Below are 14,863 nucleotides of genomic sequence, written 5' to 3'. Positions count from 1 at the left end.
GATCACCGCAAACGGTGACCGGGGTTTCTATCAGTTTTGGTGTGCTTGTCCGGCTAGCCGGCCAGCTGGCGTTGCAGTTCGCCCAGCCGGGTGATGACAGAAGCGTCGAGCACTTCGTCACCCACCTGGACGCGGATTCCGCCAATGAGCGACGGGTCAACGTTGATGTTGACCTTCAAATCCCGCCCGTACAGGGCATTCAGGCCCGCCTTGAGGCGTGCCAGTTGCGTCTGCGACAAAGGACGGGTCACGCTGACCGTTGCAATCCAGCGCTGCTGCCGCTTGGCCGCCAGTTCGGCGAACCGCTCCACAAGCCGGGTGGGCTTGATGCCGCGCGGCTGGGTGACTGCCTGCGTGATGAGGACTTTGGCTTCCTCACTGACACCGGGCACCAGCTTGCCGGCAAGGACAGCCTTGGCTGCGGCGCTTGCCTGCGGTTCGGACAGAGCACGTTGTACCTCGTGGCTGGAGGCAACAGCCTGGTTGAAGGAAAACAGATCGTTTTCCAGCTCCTCCAGGCCAGTGATTCCGGAGGCAGAAACGGCCGACTTGTTTTCAGCAACGGAAATGACCACCGTTGCGGCAAGAGTCTCGAGTGCATCGCCGATGTCGCGCGCCGATGCCCAGCGTGAGCTGGCCAGTCCACCCGCGATTTCAGCAGCATCAGCGGAGACTTTTCCGCCAACCAGCTGCCTGACCAGCGCAGACTTTTCGTCGCCGCTGCGGGAGGGGTCAGTCAGGGCACGGCGCAAGCCAGCCGAGCTGTCCAGCATTCCCAGAATTCCGAAGAGTTCCTTTGCCAGCTGCAGCGACGCCGTGGGAAGCTTCGCTTCCAAAGCGGCCAGTGCTGTTGCCAGCGATTCGCTCGATACGCCTGCCATTACTTAGCTGCACCTGCGTTCTGGGACTCCAGATCTGCCAGGAAACGGTCAACGACCCGTGCTGCGCGTGCATCGTCGTCGAGGGACTCGCCCACGATGCGGCCCGCGAGGGTGGTGGCCAGGGTGCCTACCTCGGAGCGCAGGGACACAACGGCCGCCTGGCGCTCGGATTCGATCTGTGCGTGGGCCTGCGCGGTGATGCGGGCAGACTCGGCTGCCGCCTTCTCCTTGAGATCCGCGAGGATCTGGGCACCTTCGGCGCGGGCTTCCTCACGGATGCGGTTGGCTTCGGTGCGGGCGTCGGTCAGCTGCTGCTTGTACTCTTCGAGTGCAGCAGACGCCTCAGCCTGGGCCTTTTCAGCCTTGGCGATGCCGCCTTCGATGGCCTCGGCACGCTCTGCGAAGGTCTTCTCGAACATCGGGACAACATACTTGACCACGATGAAGAAGAGGATGGCAAAGCCCACGAAGACAACCAGCATTTCCCAGCCATTGGGAACAAGGGGGTTGACGTCGCCTTCAGCGGCGGCTGAGATGATCAGCTGATGCATATTTCACCCGTCCTTATCTACTCGGTTCTGAATGTTCGCTGAAGTTCTGAAGGTTTACTTGAGAACGAAAGCGAAGACCAGACCCAGGATGGCGAGTGCTTCGGTCAGCGCCAGGCCCAGGAATGCGATCGGCTGCAGGACGCGCTGGGCTTCCGGCTGGCGTGCAACGCCGTTGATGTAGGCAGCGAACACGAGACCCACACCGATACCACCGCCGATAGCCGAGAGGCCATAGCCGATGAGGTTGAGGGAGCCGTTGATGGAGCCTTCCATTTTTTTTCCTTTCAAGATGCCGCCTGTGCGGCAGGTTGTTTGGGTTGCTTCATCCCCGCGAGGGGAAGACTGTGGTGTGCCGGCGGCGCGTCGCGCCCCCGGCGGGGTGCCTAGTGGCTGTCGGCGTGCAGCGCACCTTCGATGTAGATCGCAGTCAGCAGCGTGAAGACGTAAGCCTGCAGGACCATGATCAGGGCTTCGAGCATGTACATTGCGATGGCACCGGCCAGGACCAGGACCGACGTTCCCTTCAGCAGAAAGTTCTCCTGCATGATGAGGTACTCGATGCCGGAACCGGCGATCATGACAATCAGGTGGCCGGCGAGCATGGTCGCGAACAGACGCAGGCTGTGCGTGACGGGCCGGACAACGAAGTTGGAGATGATCTCAATCGGAATGACGATGGGCAGGATGTACCACGGCACGCCCGAGGGGACGGTTGCGAGCTTGAAGTAGCGCAGGCCGTTCTTCTTCACGCCGATGGCGATCCAGGTGACGTAGACGAGGCCGGCCAACACGTACGCTCCACCCACATGCGAGAACGTGGGGAGCTGGAACACCGGGATGGCGCCGTAGATGTTGTTGACCAGGATGAAGAAGAACAGGCTGAAAAGCAGCGGGACGTACTTGATGAAGTCCCTGCCGCCGATGATGTCCTTGGCAATGCCGTTGCGGACAAAGCCGTAAGCGGCTTCGCCGGCGAACTGGAGCTTGCCGGGTACCAGCTGCTGCTTGCGTGCGGCGAGCACGAAGAAGACTGCGATAAAGACGACAGAGAGGAGGACCAGCAGCATCTGCTTGGAGAATCCTTCTGCGGCACCCCACGGCAGGATTGCCGGCAAATGCATTTCGTTAATTCCAGGAGGAGTGAACTCTCCTGAATCTTGGGCCGGGAGCGCAAGCGCGATCAACGCGTTTCCTCTCTGCAGTGTCCATCATTGGGCGTTGGGCGGGGTCCGGCAGCCTGACAGCCTGCTGTTCCCCCTGTGAAATTATTTGGCATTATCTTTTCCGTCCTGGGACGGTGCGCTGGAAGCATGGCGCTCATCAGCAGTTTTGCGGGAACTGGTAAGGCCATGCATGTGGGAAAGGTAGAAACCTCCGACGGCTCCAAGCAGAGCGCCTGCGAGCACAATCCAGCGCGTTCCCCACAGATAATCCAGTCCCCACCCTATCAAACTCCAGACGATGATTCCGCCAATGATGTAGCTGAACACGGCCATTCCGGCGTTGTAGCCGCCATCGGTGGAGGGGTCGGAAGCGGCGGATGAAGCGCCGTTTGTGCCGCGTTTGCCATGGGGGGCGCCGGCGGCTTTCTTCGGATCACGCATCAGCTGCACCCTTGTCTTCCGGGTCGTTGTAGATCTGGAGGCGGGCCCTGCTGAAGCCGTGGATTTCGGCGGCCTGCCAGAGGACGACGGCTACCACGGCGCCAATGATGAACCAGCGGCCGTGAAGCCATTCCGGAGCGCCAATGACGAACAGGACCACAGCGAAGCCAACTACTTTGATGAAGTAGGTGGCCACAAACACGCCAATCGCACCCGAGGGATTGCTGCGGCCAACGAAGTGCCCGATCAGCAGGCTTATTCCAAAGAACAGCATCACCAGGAGGCCGCCGAGGACACTCGATACGGCCCCGGTGGCTCCGTTGAGGAGGCCGGCAGGGATGGCGCACAGCGCAAGGCCGGCACCAGCGGCAATCGAACTGCGCTTGAGCAGGTTCAGCCAGAGGGAGGCGGTGGGACCGGAAGCGCCAACGTGTCCATTGCCGGAAGCAGGTCCGGACTCGGCGTTGGAGGTCATTCGATCCCAATCGTCGGCACCACATGGCGAATCGCCAGGAGGCAGGGGGTGGAGTGGCAGCTTGGGCTGCCCCTAAATTCTACACGAGATAGAACATGGCTAGGTCACCGGCAGGCGCGTGACCCTGGACCTGCGGCGGCGCCGGCGGATCAGGTCCGGGCTCGCCAGGTACAAGGCAAGGATCAGCACGCCCACCGTGACGCACAGGACCACCACCGGCAACGATGCGGTGGCGGCAACGAAGCCAAGAATGATGACCGCCACCGTGCAGAGCGTCACCGCACCGGCCGATTGCAGATGCGAGAAGCCAACGTCCGTCAGCCGCTGGTAGACGTGCTCCCGGTGGGACGCGTACCAGCGCTCCCCCGCCTTGATCCGCCGCAGCAGCGTGTAGCCGGTGTCGGCGGCGTACACCAGGATCGGCGACAGGACATACTCGACGTAGACGCCGCTGAGGAAGCCGGCCACCGCCAGGGCTGCGATCGAAGCGCCCAGCAGGTAGCTGCCCACGTCCCCAAGGAAGACGGAGCCCCGGCCAAGGTTCCACGGCAGGAAACCGAGGAAGGACATCGCCAGCACCGTGCCGCCGGCAGTCAGCCATGGCTGTTCCGACAACGTTCCCGCCACAGCGTAGGCAACCCCTGCAGTAGCCCCGTGGAGCCCTGAAATGCCATTGACACCGTCCATGAAGTTGGCGATGTTGACGTAGGCCGCAATGGCAACTGCGGCGAGCGGCAGCCACCAGAAGGACTGCCCTGTCAGCACGATCAGCGCTGCGGAGCCCGCTGCCCCGATGCCCAGCTGGGCGCCGGCGCGGCCGCTGATGGACAGGCCGCGCAGGTCCTCCACCCAGCCGACCACGGCGCAGGCGGCGATGATGCCGAGCACCACCGCGGAAATGGAGCGGTCAACCGTGACGACTCCCAGCAGCACCGCTGCCGCATAACCGATGACGGTGGCCAGCGCAGCCGCCACACCCATGCCGCGGATGGTGGCTTTGACATGCGATGAGCGCGCGGACGGGATATCCACGACGCCCATCCGTACGAGCCACGGTTTTACTGCGAAGGGAAGCAGGAGACTGGCCAGCAGTGTCGTGGCGGCGACCAGGACCAACGGCATCATGACGCCACCCTGACCGGACCCGCGTCGTCGGCCTCGTCATCCGGAATATCGCCAATACTGGCGCCCTGTTCCGCCTCGCAGCGGGCCAGCCAGACGTTGAGGTCCAGTTTGTCCGGATCCTGCTCGGTTGCCTTGGTGTGGGAGATTTTCGGATGCAGGGGACGCTCGTCCAGCTCCCCCGCGCCCACCAGCACTTCATGCAGTTTCTCGCCGGGCCGCAGCCCCGTATAGATGATCTCCACATCCTTGCCGGACATGGCGATCATCCGCTGTGCCACGTCCAGGATGCGCACGGGTTCACCCATGTCCAGGATCAGGACGTCGCCGCCCGCGCCGATGGCACCGGCCTGGATGACCAGCTGGCAGGCCTCCGGGATTGTCATGAAAAAGCGGGTGACGTCCGGGTCGGTGACCGTCACCGGACCCCCCACGCGGATCTGCTCGGTAAAGAGGGGAAGCATCGACCCCCGGCTGCCCATAACGTTGCCGAACCGGACGGAGACGAACTTCCGCTGGGTCTGGCCAGCCATCCAGGCGGTGAGCTTTTCGGCTACCCGCTTGGAGTGGCCAAGCGCTGTGGTGGGGTTCGCGGCCTTGTCCGTGGAGATGTTGACGAAGTGTGAAACACCGGCATGCTGGGCGGCGCGCAGTACGTTCAGCGTGCCGCAGACGTTGGTCTTCCAGGCTTCCACAGGATACTGCTGCAGCAGTGGCGCGTGTTTGAGCGCTGCCGCGTGGAACACCACCTCGGGGCGCCGGTCAGCAAAAATTGCCTGCAGCGCTTCCCCGTCGCGGATGTTGGCGAGGACAGTGTCGCGCCCGGCCAGCAGGCCGCGGCCGGTGATGGAAATTTGGGTTTGTTGCAGGCCGGTTTCGTCGTGGTCCAGCATGATCAGTTCGGCGGGGCTGAACTGTACGATCTGGCGGCAGAGCTCGGAGCCGATCGATCCGCCCGCCCCCGTGACCAGGACCCGCTTCCCGGTGATGTAGCCCGCAATCTCATCGACTTTGATGTCAACCGGACGGCGCCCAATCAGGTCTTCAACGGCTACATCCCGGAAGTCAGAAAACCCGGCCGGAGTCCCGCTGCCGAGCATGTCCCGCAGCGGGGGCAGCACCAGGACGCGGACATTCAGGCCGGCCACGGCATCGGAAATGCGCCGTACCAGGCCGGCTTCGACGTTGGCGAAAGCGAGGACCAGGACCTTGGCCCGGGTGCGCCGGATGATGGCCGGCAGGTCGTCTCCCCGGCCCTGCACCTGCACTCCGGAAAGCCGGAGGTGCTTCTTGGTTGGGTCGTCGTCGATCAGTCCGACGGGGAAGTAAGGCGAGTCGGGGTCCTGCAGCATCCTGGTCACCAGCGAGTTGCCGAGGAACCCTGCGCCGTAAACAAGGGTGTTCTGTGCGCCGTCCGCTGGCCGGGTCCGGCTTTCCACATAGAGGCGCTTGGCGTACCTGGTGGCGGCCATGAAAAGGCAGGCGAACGGGAAGGCGATAAGGCCCACGCTGCGGCCAATGTTGATGGCCTCGTACAGCACCAGCAGGCTGGCCGTGATGGAAGCGGCCACGATAACGGTGACGATTACCAGTGCCCGGGCCTCCTGGAAGCTGCCAAACGGGTAGCGGCCGCGGTAGAGAGCCAGGGAGTAGCCGGCGAGCATTTGCACGACGACGGCGATGGCGGCCACGGCGAATGCGCCCGCGAACTGTTCGACCCGGATGCCCATCTCGTAGCGCAGCAGCAACGCCAGGACGATGGCCACGACCCACGACATGGAGTCCAGGAAGAGCTGGATCCAGATCCAGAGGGCGGGCTTCTCGTCCCGTACAGCGGCAGGTGCGCGCGTTTCAGATTTTGTACTCAACAGAAGATGCAACCGACTTCCACTACCACGGCGGCCAGCGCCTGTTTCAAAAATCCCCGCCGCAAAAACCGTCGGACGGCGTCGGGGCCTAGAACGATACTAAACTCTTTGGCTGCCGCTTCCCGGATGCGCCGGCAGCGGCGGCATGGGTTTCCATCCCGTGTCGGCCAGGATCGCGCGCGATTCACGCCACCCCTGCCACAGTGCACCGGTGCCTTTGAGCGTCCGCTCCACGAGCATCAGCCGGACCATTTCCTTCAGGAACGTCAGGGCAGTCCCGGCCGCGAAACCGGCCCGGTTGTACTTGCCGTAGGCCTTCAGGTAGTGCGCCACGTGCCCGCGGTTGCGCATTACATAACGGCGGCTCAGGTCAGACGAGTCGTTGAGGTGGCGCAGCCCCAAATCAACCTGCCGCTGCGCACGGACCTTCCTGATCACGAAAGCGTTGACGTACACCACCGGAGTGCGCTGCGCGGCCAGCCAGCCGTAAATCAGGTCATCCCAGGTGATGAAGAAGCGCGGGTCCGGCAGCCCGATGTCCCGGACCACCGAGGCCTTGACCAGCATGCCCTCGAAGTTGCCCACATTGGTGCGGAATACGTCTGAATGCTTGAACACGTCGCGCGAGACCGGCAGGAAGATGCCCAGCGCCTCGACGAAGTGATGCTGCCAGAAGAACGGTTTGCCGTTGGCGTCGTACCGGCGGCCGATCATGCAGGAGTAGTCCGCGGTGAACTTGTCCAGTGCTTCAACGGCGCCGGGAAGGACTTCGACGTCGTCGTCCATCAGCCACAGCCATTCGGCGCCCGACTCGAGCGCCAGCTCCACGCCGCGCGAGAAGCCACCGGCCCCGCCGGCATTCCGGTCCAGCCGCTCGTACTGGATCCGCGGGCCCTGGCCGCTGATGGCGTCCGCCACGACCCCCGCCGTGTGGTCGGTACTGGCATTGTCCACCACGAGGATGTGCGTCGGCGGGGTGTTCAGCCGGGCAAAGGAGTCCAGCAGGTTGCGCAGGAAATCTGCGCGGTTGTAGGTGACGACGACGGCGTACAGGTTCTCCACGCGGGCCTAGTTCCTGCCGGACATCAGTTCCGCGGGGGAGCCGAAGCCCTTGCCGCGGAAGCCGGTTGAGTAGGCGCCAAACCAGTGGGCCAGGCCCCGTAAGTCGCCGCTCTTCAGGAAGAAGTAGGGGAAGCCGACGATGTCTGCGCTGAACCAGCGCAGGTTCCGGTATTTGCGGGTCAAATAGCCCCGGTTGCGGAAGTAGCAGTAGCGCTTGAACTCCCCTTCGGGAATGACGGGAGTGATGAAGCCGCCAAAGATGGGCTTCATTTCCGTCCAGGTGGCGGGGTGCCGGACGGCCACCGTGGCGAGTGTCCCGTACTTGAGGCCGGCCTTTTTCACCCGGGAAAGGAAGTCCACTTCATCCCCGCGGATGAAGAACTTGACGTCCGGAATGCCGATTTTGTAAAAGACTTCGGTCCGGATCAGCGCACCGTTGAAAAAGTGGACCATGTCCGGAAGGTAGCCCATAGGTGCAAGGCGGGAGCGGTCGTTGGTCAGGAGTCCGTTGATGCGGAAATTGAAGGACAGCCGGTTGGGGTCCGCCGTAGCCGCCACCAGCGGGCTGATGATGTCCAACTGGTGCTCCTCCGCGGCCTGGAGCAGTTCGGCCAGGCAGGTGGCATCCTCCGGATGGCCGTCGTCGTCCATCAGCCAGATCCACTCCGCGCCGCTGGCCATGGCCGCCAGGATCGCGTAGGCAAAACCCCCGGCACCGCCCAGGTTGGCCTCGGAGCGGAGGTAGTTGATGTTCTCCGCTCCCCCGGACGTGACCACGTCGCGGGCCGGGACCGTACCGGAATCCACCAGGGCGATGGAATGGATCGGCGCTGTTTGCGTGGCCAGGCCCTTCAGGAGCAGGGCCAGTTCTTCGTGGCGGTCGAAGGTTACGGCAGCAACGGCGACTTTGGGCTGCACGTCAGTTTCCCGCAACTCTGTCAGCGTCGCTGACGGCGGTGCTGCCTGCGCTGGTTGCCTCAGGGTCCGTCCCCGGTGCCGGTTCCTCGGACGCCGTGGGGACCTCACCCAAGCCAAGGACGCCGGGAACGTGCTCGCGCAGCCGCTCCAGGCTGACTGCACCGTCGCGGACTACGCGCAGGACGGGACCGGTGGCATCCACGATGGTTGACGGGACCCCGGCTTCGCCCTCCAGCGGCCGGGGGCCGCCTTCCAGGTAGACCTCCACCGAGTCGGCGAGCTGCTCGCGTGCCGCCGCGGCAGTCTGGGCCGGGGCCTGGCCGGTGCGGTTGGCGGAGGAGACGGCAAGTGGTCCCGTCAGGGTCAGCAGCTCCAGGGCCACCTCGTCGGCGGGCATGCGCAGCGCAACTGTCCCCTTGGTTTCGCCAAGGTCCCAGTCGAGCGACGGCTGCGCGTGCAGGATCAGGGTCAGGCCGCCGGGCCAGAAGGCTTCGGCCAGTTTGCGGGCGTCAGCCGAAACCTCGGTGGCAAGGCCGTCCAGGGCATTGATGCGCGGAATCAGGACGGGCGGCGGCATGGTGCGGCTGCGTCCCTTGGAAACCAGCAGCATGGTGACGGCCTGCGGCGAGAACGCGTCCGCGCCGATCCCATAAACCGTGTCCGTGGGGAGCACGACGCACTTATTCTCGCTGATGGCGCGCTGGGCGTGTTCCAGGCCCCGGGCCCGCTCGTCGTCGATGCTGCAGTCATAAGTTGTGGTCACTGGCCCATTCTTTCATTCCGTGCGGACTCCTCAACGAGCACGGCGCTGGTGGCGCGTTCCCTGCCGTTGAGGTCCAAGTGAGTGGTGATGGCTGTCCAGGGTCCGGTCCTTGCAAGCATGGCCGCAATCCAGCCGGCCTGGACTTCTGCGTGTTCCATGACGAAGTAGCCCCCAGGGCGCAGCAGGCGGGCCGCTGAGGCCGCTGCCGCCGTCGGAAGGTCCATGCCGTCCGCTCCCCCGCCGTACAAAGCCTCGGGTGGATCGTGCAGCGCTACTTCGGGTTCATTGGGGATGGCTTCGGCGGGGATGTAGGGCGGGTTGGAAACCACGACGTCGACAGTTCCGTTGAGTTCCGGAAAGGCGTCCCGCAGGTCCCCAAGGATGAGGTGCACGCCCAGAGGGTCAAGGTTTTTCGCTGCCCAGGCGTGCGCGAACGGACTGAACTCCACGGCGTGCACCTCCGCCCCGGGCACCTCGGTGGCGAGGGACCCGGCAATGGCACCGGAGCCCGTGCCGAGGTCCACGATGCGCGGGCCGTCCACGCCCCGGACGTGGTCGATGGCCAGCTGGACCACGGATTCCGTCTCGGGACGGGGAATGAAGACCCCGGGCCCCACCGCCAGTTCCAGATAGCGGAAATGCGCCACTCCGGTGATGTGCTGCAGTGGAATACGGCGGGCCCGTTCGGCCACGAGCCCGGCATACCCCTCGGGCTCCGGGGTATCACCGAGCATGAGGGAGCGCAGCCGGCCCAGTCCGACATTCAGGAGGTGGTCTGCCAGCAGCTCGGCATCGGCCCGCGGGCTGGGCACGCCGGCCTCGGCAAGGAGGGCGGCAGCCTCGCGGACCGCTGCAGCGAGGGTCCGTGCGGGGGCTGCGTGCTTGGGCTCGGTCATGGTGGACGTTCCGGTCAGTCGCCGATGGCGTCCAGCCGGGCCTGCTCGTCCATCTCGATCGCGGACTGGATGACGGGCTCCAGGTCACCGTTCATGACCTGGTCCAGGTTGTAGGCCTTGTATCCGGTGCGGTGGTCCGCGATCCGGTTTTCCGGGTAATTGTAGGTGCGGATGCGCTCCGAGCGGTCCATGGTGCGGATCTGCGACTTGCGCTGTTCCGAGTTGGCGGCGTCGATCTGTTCCTGCTGGTGTGCCAGGATGCGGGCACGCAGGACGCGCATGCCGGCCTCACGGTTCTGCAGCTGGGACTTCTCGTTCTGCATGGCCACCACGATGCCGGTGGGAAGGTGGGTGATGCGGACCGCGGAGTCCGTAGTGTTCACCGACTGGCCGCCCGGGCCCGAGGACCGGTACACGTCGATCTTGAGGTCGTTCTGGTTGATCTCGAGCTCTTCCGGCTCGTCAACCTCGGGCAGGACGAGCACGCCGGCGGCGGAGGTGTGGATGCGGCCCTGGGACTCGGTCACAGGCACGCGCTGGACGCGGTGCACGCCGCCTTCGAACTTGAGCCGGGCGTATACGCCCTCGGCGGGGTCGTTTGAGTTGCCCTTGACGGCCATCTGGACGTCCTTGTACCCGCCAAGATCCGATTCGGTGGCGGAAATGATCTCGGTCTTCCAGCCGCGGGACTCGGCGTAGCGGGTGTACATGCGCAGCAGGTCGCCGGCGAACAGGGCAGCCTCGTCGCCGCCTTCGCCACCCTTGACTTCAAGGATCACATTGCGGGCATCATCCGGATCGCGGGGAATCAGCAGGCGGCGCAGCTTGGCCGCAGCGACCTCGAGCGAAGCTTCCAGTTCGGGCACCTCGGCAGCGAACTCGGGATCCTCGGCAGCCATTTCCTTGGCGGCAGCAAGATCATCCCGCAGCCCTTCCCACTTGTGGTACGCGTCAACAATGCCGTTGAGCTGAGCCGACCGCCGTCCGAGCTTCCTGGCAAGCCGCTGGTCGGCGTAAACAGCAGGATCGCCCAGCTGTGCCTGGATGGAGTCATGCTCATCAAGCAGGCCCTGTACGGACTCAAACATCTATAAACCTCTTTCGACTTGTACAAGTCTAGTAATGCCACAAGCAGGGCGCGAAGCAGGACGGTAACCAACGGAAGCCGCGCGGATTTTCCGCCCCGGGAGTGGCATCGGGCCTGCCGAAGCGTGGCGGCTCACGTCCGTCAGGACTGAGCCGGCACGCGAAGGGGCGGGGGCGGAAAATCCGCGCGGCACCCAGCCGCACGAAAATTCCACACCCGCCCCGAACTCAGCTACTTGTCGTTATCCGACTTCGCACCGAGCGTCGTCTTCTGGACCTGCATGAGGAACTCGACGTTGCTCTGGGTTTCCCTGATCTTGTTGGTGAGCAGTTCAAGGCTTTGCTGGGTCTCGAGTCCCGAGAGGACGCGGCGCAGCTTCCACATGATCTTGACTTCCTCGGGCGAGAGCAGGTTTTCCTCGCGGCGGGTGCCTGATGCGTTGACGTCCACGGCCGGGAAGATCCGCTTGTCTGCCAGCTGGCGGGACAGGCGCAGTTCCATGTTGCCGGTGCCCTTGAACTCTTCGAAGATGACCTCGTCCATCTTGGAGCCGGTCTCAACGAGGGCGGTGGCCAGGATGGTGAGTGAGCCGCCGTTCTCGATGTTGCGGGCGGCGCCGAAGAAGCGCTTGGGCGGGTACAGGGCTGCGGAGTCCACGCCACCGGACAGGATGCGGCCGGAGGCCGGTGCTGCCAGGTTGTAGGCGCGTCCCAGGCGGGTCATGGAGTCCAGGAGCACCACAACGTCCATGCCCATTTCCACGAGGCGCTTGGCGCGCTCGATGGAGAGCTCGGCCACGGTGGTGTGGTCGTCGGCGGGACGGTCGAAGGTGGAGGCAATGACCTCGCCCTTGACTGTGCGCTGCATGTCTGTCACTTCTTCAGGACGTTCGTCAACCAGCACCATCATGAGGTGGACCTCAGGGTTGTTGGTGGTGATGGCGTTGGCGATGGACTGCAGGATGAGCGTCTTTCCGGCCTTGGGCGGGGAGACGATCAGGCCACGCTGGCCCTTGCCGATCGGGGCGACGAGGTCGATGACGCGGGGACCGATCTTCTTGGGGTCGGTCTCCAGGCGCAGGCGCTCGGACGGGTACAGCGGAACGAGCTTGGCGAACTCGACGCGGTCCTTCAGTTCCTCGGGCGTCTTGCCGTTCACGGACGTGACGCGGACCAGGGCGTTGAACTTCTGGCGGTTGGACTGCTGGTTGCGGTCCTCGCCCTCCCGTGGTGCGCGGATGGCGCCAACCACGGCGTCACCCTTGCGCAGGTTGTACTTCTTGACCTGGGCCAGGGAGACGTAGACGTCGTTGGGGCCGGGCAGGTAGCCGGAGGTGCGGATGAACGCGTAGTTCTCCAGGACATCCAGGATGCCCGCCACCGGCAGCAGGACGTCGTCTTCGGTGATTTCGACGTCGTCCACGTCCGGGCCCTGGTTGCGGCCGCGGCGGCGGTCGTTGCGGTCGCGGAAGCGGTCGTTGCGGGAGTTGTCCCGGTCCTGGCCGCCGGAGCGGTCGTTCCGGTCATTGCGGTCCCGGCGGTTCCGGCGGTTGCGGCGGCTGCCGCCGTCGGTGTCATCGCCATCGCGGTTGTCCCGGCTGCCTTCGCGCTGGCCTGCCTCGCGGCTGCCCTGGTTGTCACGTCCGCCGTCGGAGTCGCGGGTGTTGTCACGGCCGCGGGTGCGTCCGCCTTCGCGGCGTTCGGTGCGCTGGCCGGCGTCGGACGGCTCCGCTGCGGGCGCTTCAGCGCGCTGCTCGCGCGGTTCCCCGGCGGGCTGCTCTGCCGGGGTTTCCACGGGGGTTTCCTGGACGGGGGCGGCAGCAGCTTCGCTGCGGCGGCGGTTGCGGGTACGGGGCTGACGGCGTTCGGGGGCACCTTCAGTTGCCTCGGTGGTTTCGGCAGGAGCGGCCGACGGCGCCTCGACAGTTGCAGCGGCAGGCGCGGCGACAGTGTCCACAACGGGGGCTTCGGCTGCCGGGGCAACCACGCCGTCACTGACGGCGCGGCGGCTGCGTCCGCGCCCGCGGGCACGGGTGCCTTCTGCGGCAGCGGCCTCTGCGGCAGGAGCCTCGGGAGCGGAAGCCGGTGCAGCGGCAGCCGGAGCCACGACGCTTTCCGGAGCCTTTTCAGCGGACTTCGCGGGGGCCTTGGCGGTGAGGGTACCGGCGCGGTGGGCGGAGATGGCCGAGACCAGGTCCCCCTTCCGCATGCGGGAACCGCCGGAGATACCGAGCTGGCTGGCAAGGGCCTGCAGCTGGGCGAGCTTCAGGCCGGCGAGGCCGCTGCTCTTGGCGGGTGCGGCCATTGGTTCGGCAGCAGAAGTTGTGTGTTCCACAGCTGGCGACAGCTCAGTGGTTTCGGTCACGAAGGATCCTTCCCCCTCGACGGCGCCCAGACTGGGAGCTGGGCGCGATGATTTGATCTGGGCCGCAGTTCAGATCTGCAGCCGGGATTTTTCGGCCTTGCCGGTTGGATTTCGGCCAGCAGGGCCGGATACTGATTCACCTTGCGCTGCGCCCAATGACGCAACGCCGGGCTGACGGTTCAGGGGCAGTTGGATGCTGCAGATTCCTGCGACAGACCAAGCAGGTGGCACCGGAATACATTCACAGTCGTAGATCAAATAGCAACTGAATGCAGGAGCAGATCAGATAGGCGGAATTACCGCCGGTGCAAGTCCACCTTAGCACCTTCGACGTCCACTGCGAGCTTCAGCACGCGCCAGCCTGTTTCCGGCGTGTTCCTGGCAGTGAAGGCCTCGATGAAGGCCAGGGCATTGGCGGCCTGGGCCTCCCCGTTGGCCAGCACCAGGACGGTCGGGCCGGCGCCGGATACCACGGCCGCGTAACCGGCGTTGCGCAGCGCGGCGATGAGCGCTGCACTGGGCCGCATGGCCTCTGCGCGGTAGCTCTGGTGGAGGTAGTCCTCCGTGCCGGGCAACAAAAATTCGGGCTTCTGCGTCAACGCATGGATCAGCAGGGCAGCCCTTCCCGAATTCATAGCGGCGGCGTGGTGTGCCACCGATGCGGGCAACAGCGCGCGCGCGGCTTCGGTGGAGAGTTCAAAGTCGGGTACCGCCACGATGGGGATGACCGACCCGGCGACGGTGGCGCTGGTGCTGCTGTACTGCTCACTGTCCTGCCATGACAGCGCCAGTCCGCCGAAAATCGCAGGTGCGACGTTGTCCGGGTGCCCTTCCAGTTCGCTGGTCAGCTGGAGGATCCAGTCCTTTCCGCGCTGGCTCCGGGCAGGCACCATGGCATTGGCTGCGGAGACGGCGGCCACCACGGCGGAGGCGGAGGAGCCCAACCCCCGGCCGTGCGGGTTCACGTTCACGGCGGTCACTTTCAGGCCGCCGTGGCGGTAGCCCAGCCGCTCGAAGGCTGCGTCCATGGCGCGGACCACCAGGTGGCTGGCATCGCGCGGCAGCGTGTCCGCGCCCTCGCCGCTGAGCTCGAACACGAGTTCGTCCGTGTCCAGGCTTTCCACCGTGAGGGTGTCATGCAGCGCCAACGCGAGTCCCAGGCTGTCATACCCGGGACCGAGGTTGGCTGTGGTGGCGGGGACGCGGACGGTGACGCGCTGGCCCGGCTCGATGAGTTGCAGTCCGACGGCGGCCTGCGAGGTGGTGTCCAAG

General features: G+C 65.1%; 15 protein-coding genes. All 15 read right to left on the bottom strand.

Annotated features, from left to right (window positions below):
* Positions 1-53: 53 nt before the first annotated feature.
* The 15 genes from J2X98_RS12735 to thrB all read right to left on the bottom strand — a co-directional run bounded on the left by J2X98_RS12735 (position 54) and on the right by thrB (position 14,862).
* A complete protein-coding gene (locus J2X98_RS12735; RefSeq protein ID WP_141942084.1) occupies positions 54-881 on the bottom strand; it encodes a F0F1 ATP synthase subunit delta in 828 nt (275 codons plus the stop codon).
* The gene (locus J2X98_RS12730; RefSeq protein ID WP_141160057.1) at positions 881-1,432 is read right to left on the bottom strand and encodes a F0F1 ATP synthase subunit B; all 552 of its coding nucleotides are present in this window, start codon (positions 1,430-1,432) and stop codon (positions 881-883) included. Before J2X98_RS12730 ends, J2X98_RS12735 begins: the two co-directional genes overlap by 1 nt.
* Positions 1,433-1,486: 54 nt before the next feature.
* On the bottom strand, positions 1,487-1,705 hold the full coding sequence (atpE, locus tag J2X98_RS12725) for an ATP synthase F0 subunit C (RefSeq protein WP_003804776.1): 219 nt from the start codon (positions 1,703-1,705) through the stop codon (positions 1,487-1,489).
* 110 nt (positions 1,706-1,815) lie between these two features.
* On the bottom strand, positions 1,816-2,616 hold the full coding sequence (atpB, locus tag J2X98_RS12720; RefSeq protein ID WP_110541036.1) for a F0F1 ATP synthase subunit A: 801 nt from the start codon (positions 2,614-2,616) through the stop codon (positions 1,816-1,818).
* 81 nt (positions 2,617-2,697) lie between these two features.
* Entirely contained in the window at positions 2,698-3,036 is a 339-nt protein-coding gene (locus J2X98_RS12715) for an AtpZ/AtpI family protein (protein ID WP_307308646.1), read from the bottom strand.
* On the bottom strand, positions 3,029-3,511 hold the full coding sequence (locus J2X98_RS12710) for a hypothetical protein (RefSeq protein ID WP_307308644.1): 483 nt from the start codon (positions 3,509-3,511) through the stop codon (positions 3,029-3,031). The genes J2X98_RS12715 and J2X98_RS12710 overlap by 8 nt, the downstream gene beginning before the upstream one ends.
* Before the next feature lie 99 nt (positions 3,512-3,610).
* Entirely contained in the window at positions 3,611-4,636 is a 1,026-nt protein-coding gene (locus J2X98_RS12705) for an MraY family glycosyltransferase (protein ID WP_141942090.1), read from the bottom strand.
* Positions 4,633-6,501 (bottom strand): polysaccharide biosynthesis protein, encoded by a 1,869-nt coding sequence (locus tag J2X98_RS12700; RefSeq protein ID WP_141942092.1) that lies wholly within the window; start codon positions 6,499-6,501, stop codon positions 4,633-4,635. The genes J2X98_RS12705 and J2X98_RS12700 overlap by 4 nt, the downstream gene beginning before the upstream one ends.
* Positions 6,502-6,600: 99 nt before the next feature.
* Positions 6,601-7,563, bottom strand: a complete 963-nt coding sequence (locus J2X98_RS12695) for a glycosyltransferase (protein ID WP_307308639.1) — start codon at positions 7,561-7,563, stop codon at positions 6,601-6,603.
* A gap of 6 nt (positions 7,564-7,569) precedes the next feature.
* The gene (locus J2X98_RS12690) at positions 7,570-8,481 is read right to left on the bottom strand and encodes a glycosyltransferase (protein ID WP_307308636.1); all 912 of its coding nucleotides are present in this window, start codon (positions 8,479-8,481) and stop codon (positions 7,570-7,572) included.
* A gap of 1 nt (position 8,482) precedes the next feature.
* Positions 8,483-9,244 carry an L-threonylcarbamoyladenylate synthase gene (locus J2X98_RS12685; RefSeq protein ID WP_307308632.1) on the bottom strand — a complete coding sequence of 254 codons (762 nt, stop codon included), beginning with the start codon at positions 9,242-9,244 and terminating at the stop codon, positions 8,483-8,485.
* The gene (prmC, locus tag J2X98_RS12680) at positions 9,241-10,140 is read right to left on the bottom strand and encodes a peptide chain release factor N(5)-glutamine methyltransferase (RefSeq protein WP_307308629.1); all 900 of its coding nucleotides are present in this window, start codon (positions 10,138-10,140) and stop codon (positions 9,241-9,243) included. Before prmC ends, J2X98_RS12685 begins: the two co-directional genes overlap by 4 nt.
* Before the next feature lie 14 nt (positions 10,141-10,154).
* A complete protein-coding gene (gene prfA, locus J2X98_RS12675) occupies positions 10,155-11,228 on the bottom strand; it encodes a peptide chain release factor 1 (protein WP_141942101.1) in 1,074 nt (357 codons plus the stop codon).
* Positions 11,229-11,458: 230 nt separating this feature from the next.
* Positions 11,459-13,591, bottom strand: coding sequence for a transcription termination factor Rho (gene rho, locus J2X98_RS12670; protein WP_307308625.1), 2,133 nt, complete (start codon positions 13,589-13,591; stop codon positions 11,459-11,461).
* A 296-nt stretch (positions 13,592-13,887) separates the two neighbouring features.
* Positions 13,888-14,862, bottom strand: a complete 975-nt coding sequence (gene thrB, locus J2X98_RS12665) for a homoserine kinase (RefSeq protein WP_307308624.1) — start codon at positions 14,860-14,862, stop codon at positions 13,888-13,890.
* Position 14,863: the final 1 nt, after the last annotated feature.

This window comes from Pseudarthrobacter enclensis (assembly GCF_030811655.1).
Classification (GTDB): Bacteria; Actinomycetota; Actinomycetes; order Actinomycetales; family Micrococcaceae; genus Arthrobacter; species Arthrobacter enclensis_A.
The sequence above is the reverse complement of the archived record's forward strand: the minus strand, read 5'-3'. Positions and strand labels throughout refer to the sequence as shown.